The 23,990-nt window shown below is 66.6% G+C and carries 23 protein-coding genes; 11 read left to right on the top strand and 12 right to left on the bottom strand.

What is annotated here, in order from left to right; all coding sequences use genetic code 11:
* Nucleotides 1-38: 38 nt before the first annotated feature.
* Nucleotides 39-1,178 (top strand): YihY/virulence factor BrkB family protein, encoded by a 1,140-nt coding sequence (locus J2X92_RS21250; protein WP_307578458.1) that lies wholly within the window; start codon nucleotides 39-41, stop codon nucleotides 1,176-1,178.
* Nucleotides 1,179-1,181: 3 nt separating this feature from the next.
* Here J2X92_RS21250 and J2X92_RS21245 read toward each other — a convergent pair whose 3' ends face one another.
* Nucleotides 1,182-2,159, bottom strand: coding sequence for a Bug family tripartite tricarboxylate transporter substrate binding protein (locus J2X92_RS21245; protein WP_307578455.1), 978 nt, complete (start codon nucleotides 2,157-2,159; stop codon nucleotides 1,182-1,184).
* A gap of 163 nt (nucleotides 2,160-2,322) precedes the next feature.
* Between J2X92_RS21245 and J2X92_RS21240 the strand changes: the two genes are divergently transcribed.
* From J2X92_RS21240 to J2X92_RS21230, 3 genes are all read left to right on the top strand, one after another.
* Complete coding sequence (locus J2X92_RS21240; RefSeq protein WP_307578453.1) at nucleotides 2,323-3,660, top strand: glycosyltransferase; 1,338 nt, start codon at nucleotides 2,323-2,325, stop codon at nucleotides 3,658-3,660.
* Nucleotides 3,661-3,662: 2 nt separating this feature from the next.
* A complete protein-coding gene (locus tag J2X92_RS21235) occupies nucleotides 3,663-4,616 on the top strand; it encodes a hypothetical protein (protein ID WP_307578451.1) in 954 nt (317 codons plus the stop codon).
* A gap of 74 nt (nucleotides 4,617-4,690) precedes the next feature.
* Nucleotides 4,691-5,503 (top strand): class I SAM-dependent methyltransferase, encoded by an 813-nt coding sequence (locus J2X92_RS21230; protein WP_307578449.1) that lies wholly within the window; start codon nucleotides 4,691-4,693, stop codon nucleotides 5,501-5,503.
* A 10-nt stretch (nucleotides 5,504-5,513) separates the two neighbouring features.
* On the opposite strand, the gene J2X92_RS21225 is transcribed toward J2X92_RS21230, so the two are convergent.
* Nucleotides 5,514-6,638 (bottom strand): 3-deoxy-7-phosphoheptulonate synthase, encoded by a 1,125-nt coding sequence (locus tag J2X92_RS21225; RefSeq protein ID WP_307578649.1) that lies wholly within the window; start codon nucleotides 6,636-6,638, stop codon nucleotides 5,514-5,516.
* A 95-nt stretch (nucleotides 6,639-6,733) separates the two neighbouring features.
* On the bottom strand, nucleotides 6,734-7,873 hold the full coding sequence (locus J2X92_RS21220; RefSeq protein WP_307578447.1) for a hypothetical protein: 1,140 nt from the start codon (nucleotides 7,871-7,873) through the stop codon (nucleotides 6,734-6,736).
* 184 nt (nucleotides 7,874-8,057) lie between these two features.
* Here J2X92_RS21220 and J2X92_RS21215 point away from each other — a divergent pair, with 184 nt between their 5' ends.
* Nucleotides 8,058-10,016 carry a sensor histidine kinase gene (locus J2X92_RS21215; RefSeq protein ID WP_307578445.1) on the top strand — a complete coding sequence of 653 codons (1,959 nt, stop codon included), beginning with the start codon at nucleotides 8,058-8,060 and terminating at the stop codon, nucleotides 10,014-10,016.
* Nucleotides 10,017-10,037: 21 nt separating this feature from the next.
* Here the strand turns inward: J2X92_RS21215 and J2X92_RS21210 are convergent, their stop codons facing one another.
* The 7 genes from J2X92_RS21210 to J2X92_RS21180 form a co-directional block, all read right to left on the bottom strand.
* A complete protein-coding gene (locus tag J2X92_RS21210) occupies nucleotides 10,038-10,295 on the bottom strand; it encodes a hypothetical protein (RefSeq protein ID WP_307578444.1) in 258 nt (85 codons plus the stop codon).
* A gap of 52 nt (nucleotides 10,296-10,347) precedes the next feature.
* Nucleotides 10,348-10,578: a hypothetical protein gene (locus J2X92_RS21205; protein ID WP_307578443.1), complete on the bottom strand. Its 231-nt coding sequence runs from the start codon at nucleotides 10,576-10,578 to the stop codon at nucleotides 10,348-10,350.
* Nucleotides 10,579-10,815: 237 nt separating this feature from the next.
* Entirely contained in the window at nucleotides 10,816-12,906 is a 2,091-nt protein-coding gene (locus J2X92_RS21200) for an SdrD B-like domain-containing protein (protein WP_307578442.1), read from the bottom strand.
* Nucleotides 12,903-13,655, bottom strand: coding sequence for a hypothetical protein (locus J2X92_RS21195; RefSeq protein ID WP_307578441.1), 753 nt, complete (start codon nucleotides 13,653-13,655; stop codon nucleotides 12,903-12,905). The genes J2X92_RS21200 and J2X92_RS21195 overlap by 4 nt, the downstream gene beginning before the upstream one ends.
* A 62-nt stretch (nucleotides 13,656-13,717) precedes the next feature.
* The gene (locus J2X92_RS21190; protein WP_307578440.1) at nucleotides 13,718-14,188 is read right to left on the bottom strand and encodes a hypothetical protein; all 471 of its coding nucleotides are present in this window, start codon (nucleotides 14,186-14,188) and stop codon (nucleotides 13,718-13,720) included.
* Nucleotides 14,185-14,844, bottom strand: coding sequence for a hypothetical protein (locus J2X92_RS21185; RefSeq protein WP_307578439.1), 660 nt, complete (start codon nucleotides 14,842-14,844; stop codon nucleotides 14,185-14,187). The genes J2X92_RS21190 and J2X92_RS21185 overlap by 4 nt, the downstream gene beginning before the upstream one ends.
* Before the next feature lie 99 nt (nucleotides 14,845-14,943).
* Complete coding sequence (locus J2X92_RS21180) at nucleotides 14,944-15,594, bottom strand: hypothetical protein (protein WP_307578438.1); 651 nt, start codon at nucleotides 15,592-15,594, stop codon at nucleotides 14,944-14,946.
* Nucleotides 15,595-15,811: 217 nt separating this feature from the next.
* Between J2X92_RS21180 and J2X92_RS21175 the strand changes: the two genes are divergently transcribed.
* From J2X92_RS21175 to J2X92_RS21165, 3 genes are all read left to right on the top strand, one after another.
* Complete coding sequence (locus J2X92_RS21175; protein ID WP_307578437.1) at nucleotides 15,812-16,093, top strand: YgaP family membrane protein; 282 nt, start codon at nucleotides 15,812-15,814, stop codon at nucleotides 16,091-16,093.
* Nucleotides 16,090-16,647, top strand: a complete 558-nt coding sequence (locus J2X92_RS21170; RefSeq protein WP_307578436.1) for an RNA polymerase sigma factor — start codon at nucleotides 16,090-16,092, stop codon at nucleotides 16,645-16,647. Before J2X92_RS21175 ends, J2X92_RS21170 begins: the two co-directional genes overlap by 4 nt.
* A gap of 90 nt (nucleotides 16,648-16,737) precedes the next feature.
* On the top strand, nucleotides 16,738-17,112 hold the full coding sequence (locus tag J2X92_RS21165) for a YbaN family protein (protein WP_307578434.1): 375 nt from the start codon (nucleotides 16,738-16,740) through the stop codon (nucleotides 17,110-17,112).
* On the opposite strand, the gene J2X92_RS21160 is transcribed toward J2X92_RS21165, so the two are convergent.
* The gene (locus J2X92_RS21160; protein ID WP_307578432.1) at nucleotides 17,089-18,366 is read right to left on the bottom strand and encodes a M20/M25/M40 family metallo-hydrolase; all 1,278 of its coding nucleotides are present in this window, start codon (nucleotides 18,364-18,366) and stop codon (nucleotides 17,089-17,091) included. The genes J2X92_RS21165 and J2X92_RS21160 overlap by 24 nt on opposite strands.
* Nucleotides 18,367-18,370: 4 nt before the next feature.
* Nucleotides 18,371-21,319: an FAD-dependent oxidoreductase gene (locus J2X92_RS21155; protein WP_307578430.1), complete on the bottom strand. Its 2,949-nt coding sequence runs from the start codon at nucleotides 21,317-21,319 to the stop codon at nucleotides 18,371-18,373.
* A 105-nt stretch (nucleotides 21,320-21,424) separates the two neighbouring features.
* On the opposite strand from J2X92_RS21155, the gene J2X92_RS21150 reads away from it, so the two are divergent.
* The 3 genes from J2X92_RS21150 (at nucleotide 21,425) to J2X92_RS21140 (ending at nucleotide 23,981) form a co-directional block, all read left to right on the top strand.
* Nucleotides 21,425-22,321 carry a dihydrodipicolinate synthase family protein gene (locus J2X92_RS21150; RefSeq protein WP_307578428.1) on the top strand — a complete coding sequence of 299 codons (897 nt, stop codon included), beginning with the start codon at nucleotides 21,425-21,427 and terminating at the stop codon, nucleotides 22,319-22,321.
* Nucleotides 22,322-22,383: 62 nt separating this feature from the next.
* The gene (locus tag J2X92_RS21145; protein ID WP_307578425.1) at nucleotides 22,384-23,214 is read left to right on the top strand and encodes an ABC transporter substrate-binding protein; all 831 of its coding nucleotides are present in this window, start codon (nucleotides 22,384-22,386) and stop codon (nucleotides 23,212-23,214) included.
* Nucleotides 23,215-23,252: 38 nt separating this feature from the next.
* Nucleotides 23,253-23,981, top strand: coding sequence for an amino acid ABC transporter permease (locus tag J2X92_RS21140; protein WP_307578423.1), 729 nt, complete (start codon nucleotides 23,253-23,255; stop codon nucleotides 23,979-23,981).
* Nucleotides 23,982-23,990: the final 9 nt, after the last annotated feature.

Here is a 23,990-nt window from a genome sequence, read left to right as displayed (position 1 = left end):
CAACTTAGCTGGCGCGAAAGAGCGAGCTTCGTTTTGCCATGAACAAGCTCAAGCATCTGCTGCGCCTGTGCAAGGAGGCCGCCGCGGCCTGGGTGGACGATTTCGCGCCCAGCATGGGCGCAGCGATCTCGTACTACACGATGTTCTCGCTGGCGCCACTGCTGGTGATCGTGATCGCCGTGGCGGGTGCGCTCTTCGGGACGGAGGCGGTGCAGGGCCAGATCGCCGCGCAGCTGGCGGGCTTGATCGGGCAGGAGGGCGCGCTCGCGGTGCAGGCGCTGGTCAAGAGCGCGAACGAGCCGTCGCGCGGGCTGATTGCCGGTGGCATCAGCATCGTGGTGCTGATCGTCGGCGCAACCACCGTCTTTGCCGAGCTGCAAAGCGCGCTCGACCGCATCTGGCACGTACCCGAGCGCGCGAAGCCGAGCGGCATCTGGGGCATCCTGCGTGCACGGGTGCTGTCGTTCGGGCTGATCCTGGGGCTCGCATTCCTGTTGATGGTGTCGCTCGTGGTCAGTGCCGTGCTCGCAGCATTGGGGAACTGGAGCGAGGGGCTTTTTCCGGGCTGGGAGTTGCTGCTCCAGTCGATCAACGCGCTGGTCACGCTGGGCATTCTCACGCTGCTGTTCGCCATGATCTACAAGCTCATGCCGAGCGCACCGATCGCGTGGCCCGACGTCTGGATCGGCGCGGCGGTGACGGCCTTGCTCTTCGAGATCGGCAAGGTGCTGATCGGCCTCTATCTCGGCAAGAGCAGCGTGACCGAATCTTTTGCCGCGGCCGGATCGCTGGTGGTGCTGCTGGCCTGGGTGTACTACGCGGCGCAGGTCTTCCTGCTGGGTGCGGAATTCACCAAGGTCTACGCCAATGCCCATGGATCGGTGGCTGCGAGCAAGGCCAAGGCCGCGACGGAACTGGCGGCGCATCAAGACGAGCAGGGCACCGACATCGTCACCGTGCGCCAGCAGGAAGAGGGTCACGTCGAAACACTCGAGAAGGTCGAGGTCACCCGGCGCAAGCTCGATGATCGCACCCGGGTGGCCGCCGCCAAGCTCCTGCAGCAGATGATCGGCCTGTTCGCAATCAGCGTGGCGACGAGCATCGTGAAGCGGCATCGGCGCAGGCTGCGGCGCAGTGGCTCGACCCGCGCCCGTGGCCCGACGCGAGCTGCTCGCTGAGCGCTAGAGCTTGATTCCCGCGCCCTTGACCGTCGGACCGAGCACGTCCACCTGCGCCTTGACGAAGGTGTTGAACTCGGCGGTTGATTCCGGCTTGGCGATGATGCCGAGTTCGGTGAGCTTCTTCTGGATCTCGGGCATCACCAGCACCTCGTTGCAGACGTCATGGAGCCGCGCGACCACGTCCGCCGGCAGCTTGGCGGGGCCGGACAGGCCGAAGAAGTTCTCGAGAACCAGCCTGGGCTGCTGGAGCTCGACGATGGAGGGCACCTCCGGCATTAATGGGGAGCGCTGCGGGCCTGTCACCGCCAGCGGCAGCAGCTGGCCGCTCTTGAAAAAGGGCACATAGGCCGTGATGACGTCGATGCCCACTGGAATGGTGTTGGCGATCAGGTCGGTGGTCATCGGCGCGCCGCCGCGATAGGGCACGTGCACCATATTGATCCCCGTGATCTTCTTGAGCAGCTCGCCGTGTATGTGGCCAACCGACCCGGGGCCTCCGGAGCCGAAGTCGATGTGGCCGTCCTTGCGTGCGGCCGCTTCGAAATCGGCGTAGCTCCGCAGGCCAGAGGGCTTGCTGGCCATGATGACCAGCGGCGCGGCGCCCAGGTGGGCGATGTGGCTGAAGCCCGTCACCGGATCGTAGGGCTGCTTGTCCAGCGTGAAGGGGCCGAGCGCAATCGGCGTGGTGTTCGAGAGCATCAGCGTGTAGCCGTCGGGCGCTGCCGAGGCCACCTGCGCGCCGCCGATGGTGCCGCCCGCACCGGGCTTGTTGTCGACGACCACGGGTTGCCCCAGCTTCCTGGACAACTGCTCCGCCATCAGCCGGGCCAGCACGTCGCTGGAGCCGCCCGGTGGAAAAGTCACGATGATCCTGATCGCCTTGTCGGGCCACTGCGCGAAGGCGGAAAGAGCCGCCGAGGCTGCCCCTGCAGCGAGGACGTGCAGTACGGTGCGGCGGGTGGCGCGAAATTGGGACATGGCGATCTCTCTGTGGGCAATGGGGAGAAACCACCGTTAGCAGGAAGCGGGCCGAGCGGCGCAAGGCTCCTCGCTTCATAGTTGCTATCTCGCCTCGACAAATGTAAACAGACTGTTCACAGGGCGCCGTGCGCGTTACATTTTTAGGACTCTCGAGGGCGACATGAACGAAGATGGCCGGAAATCGCTGCGGCGAATGCTCTACCTGCCGGTATCGGGCAAGTTCCTTATTGCGTTGATCGGCGCCAGCGCCTGGATGGGTTTTTCGATCTGGGCCGCGGAGCCGTGGTTCGCGGATCTGCAGGACCATGTGGGCTTGGTGCTGGCTGTTTTCCTGGTGTATGGCATTGCCATCATTCCGGGTTTCATGAATGCGTTCCTGGCCATCAGCCTGATTCTGGACAAGCGGCCGCCGCATCGCACGTTGTCCGTCTACCCTCCGATATCCATCCTGGTTGCCGCATACAACGAGCAAGCGTCCATAGAGGAGACACTCGTCAGCATTGGCCATCAGAACTACCCCGGCGGATTGCAAGTCATCGTGATCAACGACGGTTCGACAGACAACACATCTGCAGTCGTCGAACGTGCGCTGGATCAATATCCGTGGCTGACCTTCGTCGATCTGAAAAAGAACGGGGGCAAGGCACGCGCGTTGAATATCGGATTGAAGGAAGTCCTGCACGACCTGGTCATCACGGTCGATGCCGACTCGTTTCTGTACCGGGGAGCGCTGACCAATATCGTCGAGCGATATCAGGCGGATCCGCCGAATACGCGCGCCGTGGCGGGAAAAATCCTGGTCCGCAATTCACGCCAGAACTGGATCACGGGCTGCCAGGAATGGGATTACTTTCATGGCATTTCGGCCATCAAGCGGGTTCAATCGCTGTTTCAGGGCACCCTGGTGGCGCAGGGTGCCTTTTCGGTCTACGACCGGGCTGCGCTCGCCGAAGTGGGCGGATGGCCCGAATGCGTGGGGGAAGACATCGTGCTCACCTGGGCCCTGCTGAAGGCCGGCTACCGGGTCGGACACTGCGAGGACGCCTGCCTGTTCACCAATGTGCCGAGTACCGTCAAGCAATTGGTGAAGCAGCGCCAGCGGTGGGCGCGCGGCATGACCGAAGCCTTCCTCAAGCATCCGGGGATTCTCCTCAAATCCCGCCTGTCGACTTTCTTCATTTACTGGAACCTGTTGTTTCCGTGGCTGGACCTGGCGTTCACCATCGGATTCATACCTGGACTGGTACTTGCGTTTTTCGGCTATTACTGGATCGTGGGGCTCATGACGCTTGCGCTGTTGCCAGCCACCTTTGCATTGAGTCTTCTGATGTTTTCCATTGAACGCCAAATGTTCAAGAAGACAGGCTTGGTCGTGCGGAAGAATGTCCAGGGCTTCTTTGTTTACGTGCTGCTGTACAGCCTGATCCTGCAGCCGGCCAGCATCCTCGGCTACCTCGATGAATTGTTCAGAAAGCCCAAGGCCTGGGGCACGAAATGACGGTGCCATTCAGAAACCTTGCTGCGGTTCCTTTGGGATTCATGGTGCTGATGGCGGCTAACTGCCAAGCTGAGGAAGCCAAGGACGAGGAAAAAAAAGCCGACATGGCTTTTGGCACGGAATTCTTCGTGACCAACGACAGCGATCATTTTCAGTCGCGCCGCGTGTCTGTCGAATTCTTTCCTGCCTTCGAAAACGCGGATCGCTTCCTGGGCTTCCGCCTCGGCGACTATCAATACAAGCAGGACAGCTGGCGACGCGCCGGGCAGAAGATCTCGTTCCTCGCCCGCTCCATCGAAACCCGAAGCGGCGACGGAGGCGCCCTGGAAGCCGGCGTGTTCCAGCAGGGCGGGCATTCGCTGCTGACGCTGGACGGCAACTACCGCCTGTCGCCCACCAAGAGCACGGCGGTGGAGTTCCTGCTGACCCGCGACTGGGTGGAAACACCCAAGTCGCTGGACCGGGGCATCGATTTTTCTTTCGTCGGCGTGGCCGTGGACCAGGGGCTCGGAAGCCACGTGACCCTGGTCGGGCTGGTGGCGCAGCAGTATTTCTCGGACGGCAACCGGCGTGACCACGGGCGCGTGCGGCTGATCTATCAGCCCTCGCTCGACCTGGGCCTGACCTTGCAGGCGCGCTATCGAACGTACCGCAGCACCCACGAGGACGTCGACCGCGCCTATTTCAATCCAAAGAACTATGCCGAGTCGATGCTTGCGGTCAGCTGGCGGCAGCGGTTCCAGGGATGGACCGCCGCGGTAACGGCGGGGCTCGGCAACGAGACCATCAATCATGACCTGAGCCAGCCGACGAGACTGCTGGACTTCAGCCTGCAAAGCCCGGTGAGGGGGTCGCAGGTGTTTCGCTTCGGTGCCGGCTACAGCCGCAGCACCACCTTCTCGGGGCCCAGCTACGTGTACCGCTATCTGCGCGGGGAGTGGATCATTCTTTTTTGAGCGGCCGACATTGACGCGGGTGGCATGCGCGGGCCACCATAGCGTCCGATCGTCAGGGCTTCAAGGAGAACTCCATGGCTGAGAGCGACAAGGTGTTTGCGGGCTCGATCCCGAAGCTCTACGACACGCTGATGGTGCCTCTGATCTTCCAGGCATACGCCGACGATACGGCGGCGCTGGTCGCGGGGTTCTCGCCCGGCGCGGTGCTTGAAACGGCAGCGGGCAGCGGCGTGGTCACGCGGGCACTGGCACCAAAGCTCGGCACTGACGCGCGCTACGTGGTGACCGATCTCAACCAGCCCATGCTCGACTATGCCGCCAGCCGGCAGCCGCCCGATTCCCGGATCGAATGGCGGCAGGCGGACGCGCTCGACCTGCCGTTCGAAGATGCCTCGTTCGACGTGGTCTGCTGCCAGTTCGGCGCCATGTTCTTCCCCGACCGTACCGCGGGCTATGCCGAGGCGCGCCGCGTATTGAGGCCGGGCGGTCGCTTTGTGTTCAGTGTCTGGGACCGCATCGAAGAGAACGCCTTTGCCGACGACATCACCAACGCCGTGGCCACGCTGTTCCCGAACGATCCGCCGCGGTTCCTGGCCCGCACCCCCCACGGCTATCACGAAGTCGCGCTGATCCGCGAGGACTTGCGCCGCGCAGGCTTCGCCAATGTCCAGATCGAAACGCGAGAAAAGCTGAGCCGCGCGCCTTCGGCACGCGACGTGGCCATGGCCTATTGCCAGGGAACGCCGCTGCGCAACGAGATCGAGGCGCGCGACGCCAGCTTGCTACAGCTGGCCACGGACCGCGCCGCGGAAGCGATGGAAAGCCGCCACGGCGAGGGCGAGGTGGCCGGCAAGATCCAGGCGCATGTGATCGTGGCGGCGCAATAGCCCCCCAGCATTAAACCTTCGACAAGCGCCGCCGCGCCTTGACCGCGGTCGCCAGGCCCTCGAGCACCGGCACCGTCTGGGCGAAGCCGATGCACGCATCGGTGATCGAGACACCGTGCTTCAGTGCCTCGCCAGGCTTGAGGTCTTGTCGTCCTTCCTCGAGATGGCTTTCGATCATCAGGCCCGTGATGCGCCGCTCGCCGGCCGCGATCTGCGCCGCCACGTCTTCGGCGACCACGATCTGTCGCTGGTGCTGCTTGCTGCTGTTGCCGTGCGAGACGTCGACCATGACCTGCGGCCGCAGGCCGTTCGCCACCAGCGCCTCGCAGCTGGCCGCGACGTCGGCGGCCGAATAGTTGGGCGCCTTGCCGCCGCGCAGGATCACGTGGCAGTCGTCATTGCCGCGCGTCTCGAAGATGGCCGCCATGCCCATCTTGGTCATGCCCATGAAGGCATGCGGTGCGCGCGCCGCGAGGATGGCGTCGGCGGCGACCTTGACGCTGCCGTCCGTGCCGTTCTTGAAGCCCACGGGGCAGCTCAGGCCCGATGCCAGCTGCCGATGGCTTTGGCTCTCGGTGGTGCGGGCGCCGATGGCGCCCCAGGCGATCAGGTCGGCAATGAACTGCGGGCTCAGCAGGTCGAGGAACTCGGTGCCGGTCGGCAGGCCCAGGGTGGTCAGCTCGAGCAGCAGGCGCCGCGCGCGCTCCAGTCCTTCGTTGATCGCAAAGCTGCCGTCCAGGTGCGGGTCGTTGATGTAGCCCTTCCAGCCCACGGTGGTGCGCGGCTTCTCGAAGTAGGCACGCATCACAATCAGCAGGTCGTCCTGCAGGGAATCGGCCACCGTCTTCAAGCGCTGCGCATATTCGATGGCCTGGTCGTGGTCGTGGATGGAGCAGGGGCCGACCACCACGATCAGCCGGTCGTCGCGGCCATGCAGCACGTCGGCGATAGCCGCGCGGCTGCCTTCGACCAATGCCAGCGTGTTGTCGCGCACGGGCACGCGTTCCTGCAGCAGGGCAGGGGTCATGAGCGGACGAACGGCGCCGATGCGCACGTCGTCGATCCGGGTGGTGTCGAGCGTGCTGTCGCGGGAGCCGATTTCGGCGTCGTGGAGAGGGTCGTCGAGGCGGGGCATGGTCATGGCTGTGAGTTCAAACGGGCTCCTTCGATTGTCGTCTCGAAGGCGCCCACGGCCGGCGCGCTTGCGAGATAGCCAGGTTGCCGCCGCCGCTACGCGTTTCGAGCGTCCCGATGTGGACGAAGATCGACCCGCGCTCCGACCACCTTGCAGTTCTCGATCTCGAGGACGAAGCGCAGTTGTTGCCCTTCGACCCGCAGCTGGAGCTTGAGCCGTGCCGTGATCTCCTCGCAGCCCAGTTGCGCGCCCCTCCAATCCGCCACGGCCTTGCTGGCCGACAGCGCGGCCATCTCCACGGTCAATCCCTGGCCCAGGGCCTCGGAGTGCATGGCGACCGCATTGCGTCCTTCGGCGCGCCCCTCCAGTCGCACGTGCAGGCCCGGTACGGCAAAGAGTCCGTCGCTGAGCTGCACTTCGCCCGACAGCGCGGTACGGCCGAGCAACAGGCGCGCCTGCTCCGTCAAGCCCTGGCCCTGGCCCCCGGCACTCTGGCGCAGCATCGTCTCGGCGAAAGTCTTCAGGTGCAGCTTGCCGCGTTCCGAAACCCACGGATTCAGCAAAGCGCCGCGTCGCTCGAATTCCACACCCGCGAGCGGCGCCGATGCGAACTGGTAGAGATAGCTGCGCCCATTCGGCGCGTCGACATACAGGCCCAGCCGGCTCACGCCCATGCGCGAGTCCGGTCCCACATGTTCGACAGTCGCGTCGTTGAAGTCGATGTGCCCCTGCCGAATGGGCACGGTGACATCGGCGTCGAACAGCAGGTGCGCGTCGGTGATCTCGCCGCGGATCGTGCCGTCTGCCGCGTCGAGCGGGCCGAGGCACCAGGCCTCGGCTGCCGTGCTGGGCGTGGCCGACGCATCCGTACTCCGCAAGGCCTGCCACGCGGCCCGCAGCTGCGGCGGCATGGTCAGCGGACCCTGCAGCCTCACGCCCGAAAGCTCGGCCTCGGCAGCCTCCAACGCCGTCAGATGCGGCGCGCCGGCGTCGGTGCGCAGGTGCCCCACGAGTTCACGCACGGCAATGCGGTCGATCTCCAGAGTGATCGCGCCCGACGCCAGCCGAAGCGCGATCGCCTCGAACTGGCGAGCGCCGACTTCGATCGCGCCCTCTTGTTCGGACTTCCAGGTGACGCCCTCGAGCGACCAGCGATCGTGCGCGACGTTGTCGGAAGCCCCGAGTTTTAGCCCGAGCAGGAGATCGACGATGGAGGTCGCGAGTGGGACCGTCATGGAGGCTTTGTACCAGAGCATGGCGCCGGGGCAAATCGGTCCCCTTCGCCCCGCAGGACGCATGTGTGGCTGGTCCAGCACATAATTGTGTCCTGATGAAAGCGTCTCACGTCGTGTTCGGCCACCACACTCTTCGTGTCGCCACGATGGCGGGTGATGCTGGCATCCAGGTCCGAAGCATTTCATGACGGCCGGCCGCAAAGGTGGTTCGCGGGTCGTCCGGTGGATCGCCAAACTGTGGCTCGCCCTGCCGCTCGCGGCCTTGCCTTGCGCGCACGCCAGCGAGGCTCCGGCCGCGGACGAGGTGCAGCGGCAGAGCGGCGTCCTTCACGTCAGGCACGCCGAGCTGCTGTCGGTTTCAGGCGCGGGGTATTCCGCCCCTCCGCGTCGCGCCGAGGACGCCGAGCTGCCGAGCGATGGGTGGAAGACGGTCAGCCTCCCGCACACGGCCGAGCGCGAACTGGTGCCCACGTCGATGGGCGGCGTGCGAACCATCACCGACTGGTACCGCATCGATCTGACCCAGCTCGCGCCATCGGCGCAGCACCGCTTTCTCTACCTTCCGCGCTGGAAGACCCTCGGCCACATTGCGGTGTACGGCGACGGCGTCTTGCTCTATCAATCGCACGGCAGCCCCGTGCACAACGGCTACAACCATCCGCTACTGATGCCGTTGAATGCGACCGCGCATGCGATGTCGCCGGCGTCGGTCCTGATTCGCGTCGACCGGCTGCGCAGCAGCGGCAGCGGATTCTCGACCGTGTGGGTGGGCGACCAGGATTCACTGAACTGGCGCTACCAGGCGCGCCAGCTGCTGCAGGTGCAGCTGCCGTTCATGGGCAGCGCCGCGTTCCTCGCGGTGGGTGCCTTCGCATTGGCGGTGTGGTTGGGCCGAAGGCGCGGATCACTCTATCTGTTGTTCTTTGCCATCTCCGCGATGGCCTTTCTGCGCACGCTGCACTACTACGTGAGCGGCGAGAACCTCCCGGTCTCGGACGGGTGGTTCGAATGGATCACCGTGGCCTCGCTGCTCTGGCTGATCGTTCTCATCCACCTGTTTCTGCAGCGCCTGCACCAGCAGCCCTCGGCCTGGCTGACCCGTTCTTCGGTGGCGCTCGCAACGGCCAGCAGCATCGCGGCGATGCCTCACGCGGCGTTTGCGAACCTGTATCTGGTCACGCCGCTGCTCAACCTGATGGTGCTGCCCATTGCGGTGCTGATCTTCACGGTGAATCTGCACAAGGCACTGCGCGCCAGATTGCCGGAGGGGCGGCTGGTGGCGGGCTGGGCCGTGCTGGCTGTCGCGTTCACCTCGTACGACGGGCTCCTGCAAAACAACCTGGTGAGTCCGGAGAGCGTGTACACCTCGCCTTACGCGATCATCGGCCTGTTCTTCATCTTCTCGTACATCATGTTCCAGCGCTACACCGGCGCGTTCGCCGAGGTGGGCCGGCTGAACAAGGGTCTGGCGGAGCGCCTGCAGGCGCGCGAGGCCGAACTGGAGCAAAGCTACCAGCGGATGCGCGTGATCGAGAACGAGCACATGTTGGGTGCCGAGCGCCGACGCCTCATGCAGGACATGCATGACGGCCTGGGCTCGTCGCTGATCAGCGCCATCCGTTCGGTGGAGCAGGGCGTCATGAACAAGGCCGAGATCTCCGGCGTGCTCAAGGGCTGCATGGACGACCTGAAGCTGGCGATCGATTCGATGGAAAGCGTGGACGCCGATCTGCTGCTGCTGTTGGCGACCTTGCGCTTCAGGTTGGCGCCGCGCATCGAGAGCGCCGGCCTCGCGCTGCGCTGGGAAGTGCAGCCGGTGCCCGCGCTGCCATGGCTGGACCCGGGCAGCGCGCTGCACATCCTGCGCATCATGCAGGAATGCGTGGCCAACGTGCTGCGCCACACGCGGGCTACCACCATCTGCTTCAGCACCACCACGGATGGCCGGGGCGTGCGCGTGGTGATCGAAGACGACGGGGCCGGCTTCGACGTTGACGAGGCCTTGCGACGGAGTGGGCGGGGGCTGCGCAACCAGCAGCGGCGCGCGTCGGCCATCGGCGGCGCCGTGAACTGGGAATCGAGCAGCGCCGGAACCCGCTTCACCCTCTGGCTACCGCTTCACCATGGGGCCGTTCCGCCCTAGATGATGAATTGGCCCCATGTCTCATTTGTCGAATGACCCGCAGACATGATCCACCCATTCAGACTGAGCGATCTCTTCGAAGCTCGCGTCGACGAACCCGAAATCGCCGAGCAGCGTGAGGAACCCCTTGTCAGGGTCGGCCTGCTCGGCCGCGCGCAGCCAACCCATTTCGCAGTCTTCGCAGTGCGCATAGACCCGGCGATAGGTGACGTCGTGCTGCAACACGAGCCGGCCATGTCCGCAGTTCACGCACATGCGGGTCCAATAGGAGGTCGCCATGCTGCGTGTCAGCCCAGCGCCGGCCGGCGCTTGCAGCCGCGCGCGGCCGATTTCAGAGACCGTGCACGAGGTACACCCCCTGCGGGGACGAAGGCACTTTCAGCGTGTACTCGCCCACCCTGGAGAAGCGGTACTCGCGGCCGTTGAAAACGGCGGATCTGGTGTTGGTCCAGATGCGGTACTCGTAGCCGTCCTGCAGGGCCGTGACCTGCAACACGCGCATCACCGGCGGCACGACGACCTTGAAGCCCAGCTGGCCTGTGGCTGTGCCGCGCCCGAGCATGCTCTCCGCCGCACAGACGGGCGGCAGAAGAAGAAGCAATGCGAACAGGGCGCCATTGAGGCACACCCCCGCAGACAACCTGCTTCCGGACATAAGGCTTTCCCCCCGAAAAACACTGGGCTGGAAACATCTCGGCGATGACCGGCCTTCGTTGATCGGCGGAAAGCTTCAAAAATGAAGACCGGCAGAGCAAGTAAATACAGCAGGGGGTGAAAGCGCAACTGCCTTTCGTCGGATTCAATGGTCTTTCTGGATAGGAAAGTCGGTCATGGCGGCGTCTCGCACGTAGACGTTGACGCGTCGCGACGGGGAACCGGCACTGCTCCAGGGCAGCGGCAGGTTGTCTTGAACCAGCTCGATCTGGTGGCTGCCGGCGGCCACGGAGGGGAAGCTGTAGCGGCCTTGGGCATCGGTGCGGGCCACGTAGCCGCGGTCGAGCACCACCGTCACGCCCGGGACACCGCCTTCGCTGGCTTCGCGCAGTCCGTTGTTGTTCTGGTCGAAGAAGACATAGCCCTCGAGCTTGCCCGCGCCGGCGCCGGGAAGGCCGCCGATGGGGGCGCTGGCCACGCCCGCGCGGCTCTCGTAGCGAAGCGCCACCATGAACGAGCGGTTGGAGGGAAGCACGCGCACGGCTTGTTGCATGGCCGTTGTCAGGGCCGACACCACGGCCGGGTTGAGCGACTCCTGCCCGCGTGCGGCGGCGTACTGGGCAATGAACGACCAGCCCAGGCCGAGGGGCCAGCTCAGGCGCGCGTTGGCGCTCAAGAAGCGCGAATCGGTGTCGCCGATGCCGTTGCTGCCGCGCAGGCTCAGGTCGAGCCGGGCGCCGGCGGCCAGCGGCGTGGTGCCGAGCACCCCCCAGTGCACCGTGCGCGCATCGACGCCGGATTGGCGCGATTGCTCGTAGGCCAGCGAGGTCGAGAGCGTCTGGTCCTCGCTGACACGCCAAGCGTGATCGATGCCGGTGCGCAGCACGCGAAGGTCGGTGCCGTGTGCAACGTCGGTGCGCCACTGGCTGTAGCCCCAGTCGGACTTGTGTTCCCAGGTGAACTGTGCCGATTGCGCCGCATAGTTGCCGGTGCGCGCGGCCACGTTGCCGGAGAGCGAGTCGCGCGAGTCCAGCCGAAAGCGGCCGAAGAGATTGCCGTAGAGCGAGCGGCGCTGGAGTCCGCTCACGCTGTCGCTTACCTCGATGTTGCCGCCCAGTTGCCATTGGCGGGTGGAAACGTCGCCGCGCCACGAGGCACCCCGCAGGTCACTCGGCAGCGAATCGCCGCCCCATCGCAGCGAGGGCTGGAAATAGAACACGGTCGCGCTCTGCTGCATCAGCTGCGTGCGCCAGGTTGCGTCGACCCAGCCGCCGGTGGCTGAATCGCGCGCCGCGCGCGACGAGGCGTCAGAGGGCTGCCCGTTGCTGTGCGCCAGGTTGGCCTGGACCCGCAGGCCGCCCACGCGCTCGCCGACGCCCCCATAGCCTTTGCCGACGGAATCGGCCCACGGCGCCTGCCCTTGCCACGAGACGGCGCTCCACACCGAGCGCGTGTCCTGCGCAAAGCCGGGCACGCCATTGGCGTTGAAGTTGCGGGTCTCGACCATCTGGACCGCCGCATCGGTGCGGCCCAGCGCGTAAGGGCCGTCGCTGCCGCTCAGCTGGGTCTGTGCACCGGCGCCCGCCGCGGTGCCCCGTCCGGACGAGAAGCCCTGGGACGAGATGCCGTCGAAATAGCCAAGCCGCCCGGCTGAGGCATTCAGCGTGGTGCGCCCGGGCTGCTCGATGCTGAGCGAGGCGCCCTCGATCGGCAGGCTGGGCAGGTAGACCCGACCGACACCGCGCGCGAGCGGCGTGCTCGCCATGTTGATGTTGCCGATGCTGTTGTTGCCGAACCAGCCGCCGTCAAAAGGCATGGCGCGCTGGTCGATGCGCCAGGTGCTGCCGCTGCGGTAGGTATAGGGCACCTGCGTCAGCGGCGTTCCGGTGGTGCCGTACAACGCGATGCCGCTCACCGGCACCGAATCGCGGTTCAGGTTCAGGTTGGCAGACAAGGTGCCGTAGTCGGGCGTGTCGAGGTAACCCGAGAACAGCAGCGAATTACTCTGCGTGCGCGTGGCGCCGCTTTGACGGGTGGACTGCCCCTCGACGGTCCAGCCGCGCGGCCAGCCGGTACCCTGGGTCTGGGGCTCGTCGACCGGCGCGGCCTGCGGGCTGTCGTCGAGCACGCGATCGATGTATTGCGCCGCCTCCGGCTGCGCCCTTGCGGATGTGCCGCCCAGCACCTGCCCCGCGCCGCACAACCCGAGGGCGCCGTAACGGAGCCAGCGCTTCATGGAGCGAAGCGTTGATTGATCGGCAGCGAGCCGCTCTTGCCCCACTCCAGCTTGCCGGCGATGGTGATCGGGAAACGCACCGCGACGGTGGTTTCGGTGTCGCCGGGCTTGTTGGCCGCGAGCGCGATTTCCCGGGTTTCGCCGGGCATGATGGGCGTGGTGCCGGCCTGCAGCTCGAGTGCCGTGCCGCCCGCGTCGGTGCCCGAGAGAAAGCCGGCCAGGCGGCCATGGGCTGTGCCCGTGTTGCGGATCTTGAGCATGGGCGTGGGGCGCCCGTCGACCGTTCGCACCGAGGTGCCCACGAGTTCCAGCACCGGTGCGACGTCGCCTACGGCCACGTAGACGATGACTCCGATGCGCGCGCCCAGCGCCATCGGCACGCCCGGGGCCGTGGCCGGTTGCTGGCCTTCGATCAGCACCGCAAAGCGGCATTCGGTGGGCGGCGCGTCGGCCGGCGGCGTCACCTCGAAGCGAAAGCGGTAGGGGCGTCCGGAGGTGATGCTGAGCTCGCGGCGCTCGATGGCCACCCAGGGCCGGCAGCTGCCCGGCACCAGCTCGTCGCTGAAGTCGACCGAGGCATCGGGGCGGAAAGTCCAGTCCGCGGTCTTGAGCTTGTAGCCGCCGCTCGGCGTGTCGCGGTGCGTGAGCTCGATCACTTCGCGCACGCGCTCGCCGGGCTTGGTCGACAGTTCGAAGCGCGGCGGCGACACGGCAAGCGAAAACTGCGCTTGCGCCGTTGTGCCCATCATCAGGGCTGCAAGCAGAAAAATAGCCGCACTGCGGCCACGGCAAAGAAGTGCGACTCGGCGCATCACGGGGATACCTCGATCTCGAAAAAGAATTGCAGGGATTGCGCGTGCTCGACCTTGCGGCCGTCGGCCGTGAGATCGACCACGATGCTTTCCTGCAGGAAAGAGTCGCGCACCACGCCCTCGTACACCAGCGTGCGACTGCCGCCGCGGACCGTGCCCGGAAGCAGGCGGCCCTGCGTGCGCCAGGTGGCGACCAGCTGCTCGCCGTCGGTCGGCGCCAGCGACAGGTAGATGCGCGCGGGCCGGCTGACCCATTGCGACAGATTGAGCCGCAGCTGCACTTGCACGCGGCCTTCCACCGTGTGGTCTCCGGCGCGGCCGGGTGCCAGCTGGCGCCAGCGCATCGGCGTGACCGGCTGGCTCGCAAAGGTGCCGGTGTCGTCGATGCGATAGGTGGCGGCAGCGGCGGGAAGCATTGCGCCCAGGGCCAACAGGCCGGCCAGCATGGCAAGCGTGCGTTGGACTCTCATGGGGCGGTCAACGTGAAGGTCGCCCTGCCGGTGAAGGTGCCGGCCGGGACGATCTCTGTATTGAGGTAGCTGAACGCGAGACAGCTTTCGAACCACGTGTTGCGGCTGACGGTCAGCAGGGTCTGCGTACCACCGCTAACGAACGTGCCGCTCGGAATGGTCGCGGTGGCGTCGCCGTTACCCGAAGAGGTCCATGCAATCCTGCTGAACGGAATGGTGTCGCCGTTGCCGCTGGTCAGGGCGGCCGGCGTAGTGACGCTCAGTATGGCTTCGTTGCCTCCGGCCCCCTGGCCGGGCCGGCGGAAGAAGCCGCCCACGTACACCTGTCCGGTGGTGGCGGGCGAGTTGCAGAAGGCGGCCCCTTCCCAGGGACTGGCCGTGACGGTGCTGTCCGTCGTCATGAGCTGCGGTGCGCCCGACCCAAGCTGGGCCACCGGGACGGTGACCGATGCGGTGTTGACCGTCGAGTTGTCGCCCGGCGTGCCGCCGTTGTTGAAGAACCCTCCCGACATGGTGCCCACGCCCACCTGAAGGAACAACGCGCGCTGCCCGGCGGTGATGCCGACCGTGAAGCCGTGTGCGCTGGGCAGCCAGGCGACGCACGCCACGGCGAGCCCCAGCAGGGCGCGGCGCATCCGGAATGACAAAGATTTCATGCCGCTCGTTCTCAGCGAATCGCCAAGGCAGGACTCGGTCCGCCTTCGGTCATCGAGGGTTGGAAGCCGCGCTTATTTATTTGGAGGTTCTGCTGGAGCTCAGGGGGCGGTCGCGGTGTAGGTCACGCGTCCGTTGTTTGCGACCGTGTCGCCGTAGGTGCCGGCTGGCATCACGGAGGTGTTGGCATAGGCGAAGGTCCAGCTGCCTTCGCGGCGCACGAGGCCGCCCGACGCAGTCAGCGTGGTGGGCGTTGCCGACGCGCCGCCGGTCGCGCCGTTGTTGAACGGCGGGTGGGCGATTGCGGCGTTGGTGTAGCCGGTCGTGGTCGTCGCCAATACGTCGGCCGTCACGGTGATGTCGGTCCACGGCACGGTCGGATTGCCGCTGACGCCATTGCTGAGTTGACCCGAGGTCGCATTGGTCAGGACGACGTTGCCAGTATTGCCGAGTACGCGAACCGTGACGGCGCCGCCGGAGAGGTTGCCGCCGGTACCTGCCACCGCAGTGCCGTTGCCAATGCCGTTGGCGGGCACAGTGAACGTCACCATATCCACCGTCGTGTTGTCCGTCATGCTGGAGCCCGTGCCGACCTGCAGGAACAGCACCTTCGGAACGACGATCTTGAAGTCGAGCTTGGCGCTGGCGGCCGGTGACGTCGAGCCGGTGGTCGTCACGAAGTTCGATTCGGCTTGGCTGGCGAAGGGCGCCAGGATGGCGGCTGCTGCGGCGATCAGAAGTAGGTTTTTCATGAAAATGAATGCTTTAGGGCTAATGGATGGGGCGGGAGGCAGGTCGAGTGTAACTAAATAAATACATTTGTGTGAGACATTAAGTTCTCATTTCTGAATGAAACGCCTGCAAATGGGAACTTCGGTAATAAGTCACAGAAATGGGCGTTGTGTCGTTGCGACACTCATTCGGGCGGAGCCGCGCGCTTCCTCGAAGGGACCGGTAAATTTCTTTTCAATGGCTGAATCCTTTGGACCACGCGCGGCCCTCCATGCAAGGGTCAACATCTTTTGGAGCTGCAACGTGTTTCATCTAAAACGCAACATCCCAGCCTGGGAACGAGTGATCCGCCTTTGCCTGGGCGTTCTGGCGGCGCTTGGCGCCTTCTACTTTTTGCCGCCCGGAGGGCTCCAGGTGCTGGGCTTTGCCGTTGCGGCCATGATGGGAGGCACGGCCGTCGTTGGGTTCTGCCCTGCCTGCGCAATGCTCGGCCGCAGGGCCGTTGGGTCGCTGAAATGATCCGCGCATCCGCGCCGCTGATCGAGGCTGCCTGTGCGGGGGATGAGCGGGCGCTGTCGCAGCTTCTGCGCACATGCCAACCCGATCTCAAGCGCTTTGCGCGCCGCACCTGCACCAACAGCGAGGACGCCGAAGACGCGGTGCAGGTGGCGCTGTGGCAGTTGCACCGGAAGATCGGCACGCTCGGGACCGTGGCCGCCTTTGCCACATGGCTGTTCCGGATCATCGAGCGCGAGTGCTACCGGATCTTCAGGCGCAGCGCCTCCAAGGACCGGCTGTCGTCGGAGCCGCTTGCCGACGAATTGGCCGCGCCCGCGATCCCGACCGATCTTCGCCTCGACCTGACGAAGGCGATTGCTGCGCTGCCGGAGGCTTATCGCGTTGCACTGATCCTGCGCGACGTCGAGGAGCTGACCGCCCCCGAAGTGGCGCAAAGCCTGGGGCTGAGCGTGGAAGCGGTGAAGAGCCGGCTGCATCGCGCCCGCGCCATGGTGCGCGAAAGCCTGATGAACGGCGGCTATTGGAACCAGGACGGCGGCCCGGACGCCGCTTGAAGCGCATCGTCCGGGCGGACCGTTGGCTTACCATCCCCCGATGCCCGCTTCGCACTTCCCCGCAGATCATTTCGGAGTGCACGCGTCCTGATGCGGCCCAAAGGTCCGGTCGCGAGGCTGCTCTGGCGCGTGCTGGCGCTGGTGTTTGTCGCCCTCGGCCTGATCGGCGCCTTTCTCCCCGTTCTGCCGACGGTGCCCTTTCTGCTCGCAGCCGCCTGGGCGGCACGCCACGGCTGGCCGGCGCTGGAGCGCTGGCTTCTCGAACACCCCCGCTACGGCGAGTACATCCGGCGATGGCAGGAAAGAGGCGCGGTGCCGCGCCGCGCGAAGTGGACCGCGACCGTGATGATGACCTTCAGCGCGCTTGTGCTGCTTGCCACCGGCGCACCCGTCGCCGTGAAGATCGGCGCGCCGCTCTTCATGGCGGCCATCGCGATCTGGCTATGGCGTCGGCCCGAGCAGTGATCGCTCCGGCTGGGTCAGGAGTTGCAGCAGCGTGTTGGCGACCACGACGGTCGCCTTGCGCAGTTCATCGAGCGGCACGCGCTCGTCGGCGCGATGGCCGTTGGCTTCCAGCAGCGACGCGGGGCCGGCGCCGTACATCACGGTCGGAATGCCGGCTTCGCTGTAAAGCCGTGCATCGGTGTAGAGCGGCACACCGATCGGCGTGACCGGCTTGCCCATCACGGCGCTGGCTTCGCGGCACATCAGCTCCGCGAAGGCCTGTGCGCCGGGGGCGGGCGCGAAAGGCCGGGCCAGCAGGATCTGCCGGATCTCGACGGAGATGCCGGGCAGGCTGCTGCAGGCTTGCTCGATGACCTGGCGCAGTTCGGCCTCGACGTCCTCGGGCACTTCTTCGGGCACGATGCGGCGGTCGATCCGCAGGCTCAGCGCGTCGGCCACCACGTTGGTGTTGATGCCGCCTTCGATCAGGCCGACGACCATCGTCGGCTGCGTGATGCCCGGCGTTTGCGAGGGCCGCTGCGCCAGCTGGTCGCGATAGCGGTAGAGCGCCGGCAGCAGGGTCGCCGAAGCCTCGATCGCGTCGACGCCGGTGTCGGGCCTCGCCGCATGCGCGGACTTGCCGCGCAGCGTCACTTCCAGATGCAGGCAGCCGTTGTGCGCCACCACCACGTGATGCGAGAAGGCGGCCGATATCACGTAGTCCGGCCGGCTCAGGCCCTGCGAAAGAATCCATGCCGGGCCGGTCATGCCGCCGGTTTCTTCGTCATAGGTCAAGTGCAGCTCGACCGTACCGGCCAGCGGCGCGCCCGATGACTGCAACTGTTTGAGCGCACGCATCGCGAACGCGTAGGTCGTGAAATCCGACTTCGAGACCGCGGCGCCGCGGCCGTACAGCCAGCCGTCGCGCACCTCGCCGCCGTAGGGCGAACCGCTCCAGCCTGAGCCGGGCGGCACCACGTCGCCGTGTGCATTGAGTGCAATCACCGGCCCGTCGCCGAAGCGCTCGCGCACGATCAGATTGGTCACGCTGCGCATGCCGTGTTGCGCTGCGAATGCGGCCGGCACCGGATGGCGTTCGACCTTCAGGTCCATGGCCTCGAGCAGCCGGGCCGTGAGTTCGGCGTGCGGGGCGCAGTCGCCGGGCGGGTTGTCGGAGGGGCATTGCACCAGCCGTGCGAGGGTTTGGACCTGATGGTCGAAATGGGTGTCGATGAATTGGCGCAGCGTGTCGCGCGCGGTTGAAAGGTCTGTCATGGCGTCAAAGAAAGCGGTCGATGTGGAAAGGAGTGATGTCGATGTCGGTGCGGCCGCGCACGATCAGGTCGGCCACCAGGTGAGCGGTGATGGGTGCCAGCGTGTAGCCGTTGGAGGTCACGGCGTTGTAGAAGCCGGGCAGGCCGGATACGCCGCCGATGATCGGCGCGCCGTCGATGTTGACGTTCATGCCGGCCCAGCAGCGCACCATGTGCAGCCCGCTCACGGCCGGCAGCACCTGGCGCGCGACCCAGAGGCTTCCTTCGATGCTGTCGCGCTCGGCGCGGTTCAGTCGCATGCCCTCGTGAAAGGCGGCCGTCCAGCCGCCGCCGATGAGCAGGCCGCCGGTGGCCGCCTGCTTGAGGCTCAGGTGGCGGTCGGCATGTGCCACCAGGTGGTTGACCAGCGGCGGTGCCGGCTCGGTCACGATCATCTGCAGCGGTGCGCCCTTGACCGGTATCCTGATGCCCAGCATGTCGCCGACCGTGCTCGACCAGGCGCCGCTGGCGTTCACCACGCGGCCTGCGTGGATGGTGCCGCGCGAGGTGTGAACGACGAAGCCGGCGCCGCTGCCCGGCCGGCGTTCGATGCGCATCACGTCGCAGCCGCGCAGAAAGCGCGCGCCTTCCTGCTGCGCCCGCGAGGCCACCGCATAGGTCGCGCGCAGGGGGTTGATCTTGCCTTCCATCGGGCACAGGTCGGCGCCCAGCAGCTTTCCGGATAGCGCGGGTGCGAGCCGGCGCAGTTCGGCGCCGTCGATGACTTGCGCGTCGATGCCGTGGCTGCGCTCGAGCGCGGCCTTGGCCTCGAGGAAGCGCATGCCGGCCTCGCTGTCGGCCACCATCAGCCCGCCCGTGATCTTGATCTCGAGGTCTTCTTCGCCGCAATCGGCCTGGATCTCCTGCCAGAGCCGCACCGACATCGGGCCGAGGGGCAGGGTGGCCGCGGCCGGGCCGCCACCTTGCTGCGCCTTGACGCCGAAGTCGAAAGACAGCAGCTGGACATGCAGGCTTCCCGCGTTGGCGCCGGAGGCCTGCAGATTGATGTCGTCGCGGTCGACCACCGTCACGTCCTGGCCGGCCTTCGCCAGGTAGTACCCCAGGCAGGAACCGAGCACGCCGGCGCCGATCACCAGCACGTCGGTGCGGAGGATGTGAAAGGGCGCGCGCTCCACAGGGCGCGCGAGGTTCGGCGTGATCGCCGGCTTGTGGCCGCCCCATTCGGGCTTCTCGAAGCCGAGCGCGCCCGCGGGCACCGGCCTGGCCGGCGGCCGCGGCGCGAAGTACTGCTCGACCGCGGTCGGGCGTCCAGTCGTCTCGCCGATCAACCTGGCCGCGGTGACCGCGCAATAGCGGCCTTGGCAGCGGCCCATGCCGAGCCGCGTGTTGCGCTTCAGCGCGGCCAGCGTGTCGCGGCCGGCCCGGATCTGCTCGCGCACCGAACCGAAGCTGATCTCCTCGCAGCGGCACAGCAGCGTGTCGTCGCTGACCGTGGCCAGCGCCACGGGCGGCGCCCGGTAGAGCGACCACAGCGCCTGCTGGAAGCGCTCGGCGCGGCGCAACCGGTCCCCGGCGCCGGGCGGTTCGGAGGCGGTCAGGCCGATGTTGCGTGCCGCCGCCGCGCCCGCCAGCGTGCCGCGCGCCAATGCGACGCGCGAGCCGCCCATGTCGGCACCATCGCCGACCACGAACACCCCGGGCAGGCTGGTGGCGCCGTCGGTGCCCGTCACGGTCGCGAGGTAGCCCAGGTGCCGGTCGGCCAGGCGGTGTTCACAGCCGAGCATGCGCGCCAGCTCGGTCGAGGGGATGAAGCCGTAGCCCAGGCACAGCGTATCGGCCTCGAAGCGCAGCGCCGGGGAAGGTGTGGCACGGCCATGGGCATCGAGCCGCGCGGCCTGCACCGCCTGCAGCTCGGCCGCGCCTTCGGCGCCGACCACTGCATGGCCCCACAGCAGTGGGACCTTGTGGGCGCGCAACTCCCGAAGGTAGCCCCAGCCCTGGCGCAGCAGATCGGGCGCGGTGCGGGCGGCGGCGAGCAGCTGGCGCCAGTCGCCCGCGGACGGGCGGCCCGCCGATTCGAGCACCGCGATGACGTGGGCGCCGCCGGCAATCAGTTCCGCGGCCAGCTGCAGGTTGAGCGGTCCGTTGCCGGCGATCACCACGCGCTGTCCCGGCGCGACGCGGTAGGCCCGCGCCAGCGTCTGAGCGGCGCCGGTGGTCATCACGCCCGGCAGCGTCCAGCCCGGGAAGGGCACCGGCCGCTCGTAGGCACCCGGCGCGATCACCAGCTGCCGGCATCGGATGTGGGTGACCTGCCCGTCGATCAGCGCGCTGACGTCGTGCGGCGAAAACGCGGCCCAGACCTGCGCGTCCTGCTGGATCGTGACGCCGGCGGAGAGCACTTCGCGCTCCAGCGCCAGGCCGTCCGCAAACTGCCGGTCCGGCGGTGTTGCGGCCTGGTGCGACGGTGCCAGCGGTTTGAAGAACTGGCCGCCGGACTGCAGCCGCTCGTCGAGCACCAGCACGCCGGCACCCGCGCGCCGGGCCGCGAGCGCCGCCGAGAGACCGGCCGGGCCGGCGCCGACCACCAGCACGTCGACTTCGCGCGCCAGCGGCCGGGCTGCCGCGTCGGGTGCCAGCGGCGTCAATGGATCCGCAGGCGTCCCCGCCGGCATGGCCGAGCGGATCTGCTGGCCGTCCGCGGCCTTTGTCAGGCAGGCGCGCTGGCTGGCCCGGCCGTCGATCGTCACGAGGCAGTCGAAGCAGGCGCCCATGCCGCAATACAGGCCGCGGCGTTCGCCGCCCTGCGTGTGCCGCATCTGCCGGAGATCGCTGGCCGCGAGCGCGGCAGCCACGGTTTCGCCCTCGAGACCGTCCACGGGCTGGCCGTCGTACCAGAAGCGGATCGGGCGTCCGCCGGCAGCGATGGAGGGATGGGTCAGTCTGGCGCTCATTGAAACAGGTGCGAAGCAAAAAACCACTTGGACATGGCCTAATGTATACGTATACTGAACGTATACAAATACTTCGTCGCCCCAATTTTTTCAACAAGGACTGGAATGACAGCGTTTCGAGGCACCTATACGGTGCTCATCACCCCCATGACCGCCGACGGAAAGCAGGTGGACGTGCCGGCCCTGAAGAGGCTCGTCGACTGGCAGATCGAAGAGGGCATCCACGGGCTGATTCCCCTGGGCAGCACCGGCGAATTCCTGTCGCTGACGGCCGAGGAGCGGCAGCTGGTGATCGAGACCTGTGTGCAGACGGCAGCAAAACGCGTGCCCGTGCTGATCGGCACCGGCGCCGAGTGGACCGACGAGTGCGTGCGGCTGAGCCGCGAGGCGGAGAGCATGGGCGCCGACGGCGTCATGATCATTCCGCCGTTCTACAGCACGCCCACCGACGACGAACTGTTCGCGCACTACCGCAAGGTGGGCGAGGCGATCGGCGTGCCGATCATGGTCTACAACAACCCGGCCACGGCGAACGTCGATCTCAAGCCGGAACTGGTGGCGCGGCTCTCGCGCATCGACAACTGCAGGTACATCAAGGAATCGACACTCGAGGTGACGCGCGTGCGCGACATCATCGAGCTCTGCGGCGACCGCATGACGGTGTTCGCGGGCATCCTGGGCTACGAGTCGTTCTGGCTGGGCGCGCAGGGTTGGGTCGCGGTCTGCTCGAACCTGATCCCGAAGATGTCGGCGCGGCTGTTCGAGCTGGTCGCCGACGAGCAGGACATGCCCGCGGCCCTCGCCCTCTACAAGGAAATGCTGCCGATCGTGCGCTGGGTCGGCGGCCACCGCTATGTCGCGGCCTCCAAGCACGGACTCGGAATGATGGGCCTGCCGGTCGGCCAGCCGCGCGCGCCACGCCTGCCGCTGCCCGAAGCCGACGCCATCGACCTGCGGCGCGAGCTCGACCGCCTCGGCCTGCTCGGTTCGATCAAGGCCTGAGCAGCGCCCGTCCCTTCAATCTCCCATCTCTTGCCTCGCTCCATCTCCACCAGGAAACCACCATGAAACTGCTTCCCGCTCTCACGTCGGCCACGGTTCTTTTCATCCTCGGCATGGGCATCGCGAACGCCCAGGCCTGCAAGTCGCCGGTGCCCGACTCGGCGCTGATCAAGAAGGGCACCCTGATCATGTCGGTCAACCCGACCTTGCCGCCGATGCAGTTCGTCGACCAGACCGGCACCCTCAAGGGCATGCGGGTGGAACTTGGTGAAGCGATTGCCAAGCGCCTGTGCCTGACGCCCGAATACGTGCGCATCGAGTTCTCGGCCATGATTCCCGGCCTGCAGGCAGGCCGCTGGGATGTGATCAATACCGGCATCTTCTACACCGACGAGCGCGCCAAGCTGATGCAGATGCTGCCCTACGAGGACCAGGCGATCAGCATCAGCACCGCGCGCGGCAACCCGCTCAAGATCAGCAAGCCCGAGGACCTGTCGGGCAAGAGCATCGGCGTCGAGCTCGGCGGATTCGAGGAGCGCAAGGCGCGCGAACTCGACAAGCAGCTGACCGACAAGGGCATGAAGGGCATGACCATCCGGACCTTCGAGAACTTCGCGATGGCCTTCCAGGCGCTGCGCGCGGGGCAGGTGGAGGTGGCGCTGTCGATCGACTCCACCGGTGCCGAGTACCAGAAGCGCGGCGATTTCGACCGCGTGCTGAGCGGCCTGTTCCCCACCCCGGTGGCGCTGGCCGCGAAAAACAAGGAGCTGTCGGTTGCGATGGCCAAGGCACTCAACGACATGAAGGCCGACGGCAGCTTCCAGAAGCTGTTCGACCAATACGGCGTCAAGGCGATCGACGGTGCCGTCGTCGTCAAGGGCCCCGCCAGCTGAGCGCACCGCACCACCACTGAGTTCGAGAGGGAAAGTCCATGGGACAAGGCTGGAGCTGGTCGGGTTTTGCCGACTACCTGTTCAATCCGTACATCCTGAAGGGCGCGCTCACCACGCTCTGGCTCACCCTCGCGTCGATCGCGGGCGGCCTGGTCGTCGGATGTGCGCTGGCCCTGGCCCGCCTGTCGCGCCACCGCTGGCTGGTGGCACCGGCGCATTTCTACATCTGGGTCTTCCGCGGCACGCCGCTCCTGGTGCAGCTGATCATCATCTACACCGGACTGCCGCAGCTCGGGCTCAAGATGTCGGTGATCGAGTCGGCGCTGCTCGGGCTGATCCTCAACGAGGCCGCCTACCTCGCGGAGGTGGTGCGCGGCGGCATCCAGTCGGTGCCGGTGGGCCAGACCAACGCGGCGCGCGCCATGGGCTTCAGCAGTGCGCAGAGCATGCGCTACATCGTGATGCCGCAGGCGATGCGGCTGATCATCCCGACGCTGGGCAACAGCATCAACGGTCTGCTCAAGACCACCTCGATCACCTCGGTGATCTCGATGGAAGAACTGCTGCGCCGTACCCAGGTGCTGATCCAGGAGAAATTCATGGTGCTGGAGCTGTTCATCGTCGCCGCCATCTACTACCTACTGATGACCACGGCGTGGGATTTCATCCAGCGCCGCATCGAGCGCCACTACGGCCGCGCCTACCGCAACGGCGCCACCGCCGCCGACGCGCCGGTGGTGGGCGATGCGGTGCTCGAACAACGTTGACCGGAACCC

Source organism: Variovorax paradoxus (assembly GCF_030811855.1).
Lineage (GTDB): Bacteria > Pseudomonadota > Gammaproteobacteria > Burkholderiales > Burkholderiaceae_C > Variovorax > Variovorax paradoxus_L.
Note: the sequence above shows the minus strand (reverse complement) of the source record. Positions and strands in the feature narration are given on the sequence as shown.